This is a genomic window from Thiomonas sp. TH-17 (genome assembly GCF_057473305.1).
Genome location: NZ_JBYCKI010000273.1, coordinates 1 through 3,337 on the forward strand (window position 1 = coordinate 1; position 3,337 = coordinate 3,337).

The window sequence follows — 3,337 nt, forward strand, 5'->3', positions numbered from 1 at the left end:
AAACGAGTTGCGCACGGCGCCAAGCTTGAATTTCTGCGCGTTCCAACCGGCTCACCGCAAACCCGGCGCATGGCTCAAATCGGCGTCGGCGCACACACACTGGCACCATTACGATGGTTCTGCGCGCGCTCCGGCTTTGCCACCCCGGGCGCGTAGCCCAAGTGATGGCTGAGCTCCGCGCCCAGTGCGCGCTCGATCAGCGCCTTCTTGAACGCCATCGATGCCGTGTTGACCGCCTCGGCGCTCATCGGGCCGGTCACAAACTGGTCAATCAGTTCCTTGGGAATGCGCGGCAGCACCGCTGCGGCCTTGGCCGCCTTCTTCGTCTTGCTTGGCATACATGCTCCGGTTCGTCATGGTATGCCTCACACACAAAATTTTTGACAGGCTCATTTCATTTTCAGGGACCCTGATGCAGAACAGCTGATCAAGCTCAAGCCTGATGGGCTATGATCGTCAGCAGGCCACATAATGTGAAGAGTGAGTGTTGCGATGAATCTTGATGGACCGTTCTATCGGAATTTTGCTGGATACGAGTCCAGGTATACGGATATGGATCGGCGCTGCATTGAATCAGTAGTCACTCGATTGCTTGATTCGACAACGTCCGAGCAACACCCCGGGATGCTTCTTGGAAAGATCCAGTCAGGCAAGACCAAGATCTTTCTCGCGGTGATGGGGCTAGCATTTGACAATGGCTACGACGTGGCTGTCATTCTCACGAAGGGTACGAAAGCGCTCGCTCGCCAGACCTTTGAGCGCGTCAGTTCGGAGTTCTACAAGCACGAAGAGGCGGGCGAGATTGAGGTCTTCGATATCATGTCGATGCCGCAGCTCACTGGCTACGAACTCAGCAAGAAAATCGTGCTGGTGGTGAAGAAACAGTCGGATAACCTCGATCGCCTGAACGACTTCTTTAGTAAGAAGTATCCGCACAAGGCTGAGAAGCGGGTGCTCATCATCGACGACGAGGCCGACTTCGCCAGCGTGGGCTTCTACAAGAAGGAAGGCGAGATCGAAGCCAATGTCACCATGCAGAAGTTGGAAGCCCTGCGTGATCACGCTCCGCACTCGTCCTTCCTCCAAGTGACCGCCACCCCATATTCGCTCTATCTCCAGCCGGCCAACATCGTCGTCCAGGGCGATGCATTCAAGCCAGTTCGGCCGGCGTTTACCGAACTGGTCCCCGTGCATCCCGATTACATCGGTGGTGACTACTACTTTGACGACAGCGAAGACGAGGACTCGATAGCCCGCTTCCTGTTCCATCCGGTGTCGCTTGAGGAAATCATGTCGCTGCGGAAGAAGGATGGGCGGAAGGTCAAGCTCAATGACGTGCTGACGAGCAACGGTATCCCGGTACTTAGGCTCGCTATCTGTAATTTCATCGTGGGTGGATGCATTCGTCGCCTGCAGGACCAAAGGGACGGGATTACTCCCAAGAAGTTCAGCTTCCTCGTGCACACGGAGGCCGGCAAACAAGCTCATGGCTGGCAGGAAGCGGTGGTGGACGCCATCAAGCACGAGCTCGCGCGCGCTGTCACCGACGACGAGGCGTTCTTGCGCCAGATCATCCAGACGTCTTACGAGGACCTGGCACTTTCGATAGAGGCCCAGGGAGACTTCCTGCCGCCTTTGCATGAAGTGACCGACGAATTCATCAAAGCGCTTCAGCAAGACTGGCTGATGGTCACCAAGGTCAACTCAGAAAAGCAGATCGATGAGCTGCTTGACAAGCAAGGGCAGCTCAAGTTACGCACGCCGCTGAATATCTTCATTGGCGGGCAGATCCTCGACCGCGGCATCACCATCGCCAACATGATTGGCTTCTTCTACGGTCGCCGCCCTAACGTCTTTCAGCAAGACACCGTCCTGCAACACTCGCGCATGTACGGCTTTCGCCCCAAGGCTGATCTGGCCGTCACCCGCTTCTATACCGAACAGGCGATCTATAACGCGATCAAGCGCATGCATGAGAGCGACACAGCGCTGCGCAAAGCGATTGAGCAAGATCCGGAGCAAGCCATCGTCTTCATCCAGAAGGCTGTGAACGGTAGCGTGATTCCTTGCAGTCCTAACAAGATCAGGCTTTCCAACTGCACCACGCTGAAACCGTGGAAACGCATCTTGCCGGTCGGCTTCCAGACAATCGCTAAGTCCTATCTGGCGCCGGTCACAGCTAAGTTGGACCAGACGCTCAGTCAGCTTGCGCCAGCGGGCGACTTCGACAAGCCGTTCCAGATCACGATTATCCAGGCGGTGAATCTACTCACTCAGATCGAGCCGACCCTGCAGATGGAAATTGATGAAGGCTTTAGCTTCGATTGGGAAGCCGCCAAGGCAGCGCTGCGCTACTTGGCAGGGCTCCCGGCCGACTGCAAGGCTAAAGGCTGGGTATGGTGCCTTGTTCGGCAAGATCGCAACCTTAATCGCACGGTGTCGGCGGGCTCGCACGCGCAGTACGCCGACGCGCCCGATACCACCAAGACCGAAGGTGCTCTCCGCAAGCAGTTCGCCATCGACAATCCCATGCTTATCCTCATCCGCCAGAACGGATGTGAGGTGCAGGGATGGCGGGATGCACCGTTCTATTGGCCAGTTATCTCCGCTCAGCAGCATGCGCCTACCGCGATCTTTGCTCAGGACAAGGATGCCGTGGCCGCGGACTGATTCACCGAACGTGATTTGATAAGTTCGCCAACACGAATGGCGACCAACTTGCACTGACTGAGGATCACACCCTTACTTCCCAGAAGGTCCAGCGGCAGTCAATTCTGAATGAGACAGCTGGATGGCGCTTAATTTGATTAAGTCATAATCTCAATCGCTGACCTGATTCGCCCTGATCCTCAGCCATGAAAATTGCTCGCCATGCGCAGAACCGGCTCGGGATGAGGCTTGCAGAGCATCATCGCCCGCGCCAGTCGCGGCAGCATCGCACGCAGATCAAATCGGCGGTTGAATCGGTATGCGGCTTCCGCCAGGTAGAGGCGCGCGTACTTGCCCTGCCGGATCGCGTGGTAGCTACCGCTGATGGCGCGTTTGACGTTGCTCAGCAGCACGTTGACCCAGCGCGCGCCTTGCGCCTCGCAGGCGGCGCGGCCGCCGCCGGTCTCCAGTACCGTATGCGCGTGCCCGGCATCAGCGAAGCGGCGGAAGCAGAACAAGCCGTCGCTGTAGACCTCGGCATCCGGCGCCAGATGGCGCTTCTGCCAGTCCCTGATGCTGTCGTTGTCAAAGCTGCGCACCGGTTCGATGACCGCGTAGGTCGGGTGCTCGAGCGCCGAATCGGTCTGCACCGCGATCAGGAACGCCTGCTTGTTCTCGGATCCGCGGC

The 3,337-nt window shown here is 57.6% G+C and carries 2 protein-coding genes and 1 pseudogene; 1 reads left to right on the top strand and 2 read right to left on the bottom strand.

All coding sequences use genetic code 11. The features are described from left to right. Positions 1–98: 98 nt before the first annotated feature. Positions 99–338, bottom strand: a pseudogene (locus tag AC2VLV_RS15445) (IS256 family transposase); the annotation flags it as partial. A gap of 286 nt (positions 339–624) precedes the next feature. Here AC2VLV_RS15445 and AC2VLV_RS15450 point away from each other — a divergent pair. Next, positions 625–2,670: a Z1 domain-containing protein gene (locus tag AC2VLV_RS15450; RefSeq protein ID WP_486990826.1), complete on the top strand. Its 2,046-nt coding sequence runs from the start codon at positions 625–627 to the stop codon at positions 2,668–2,670. Positions 2,671–2,849: 179 nt separating this feature from the next. Here AC2VLV_RS15450 and AC2VLV_RS15455 read toward each other — a convergent pair. Continuing rightward, a partial coding sequence (locus AC2VLV_RS15455; RefSeq protein ID WP_486990827.1) for an IS1595 family transposase occupies positions 2,850–3,337 on the bottom strand: 488 nt, incomplete at its 5' end.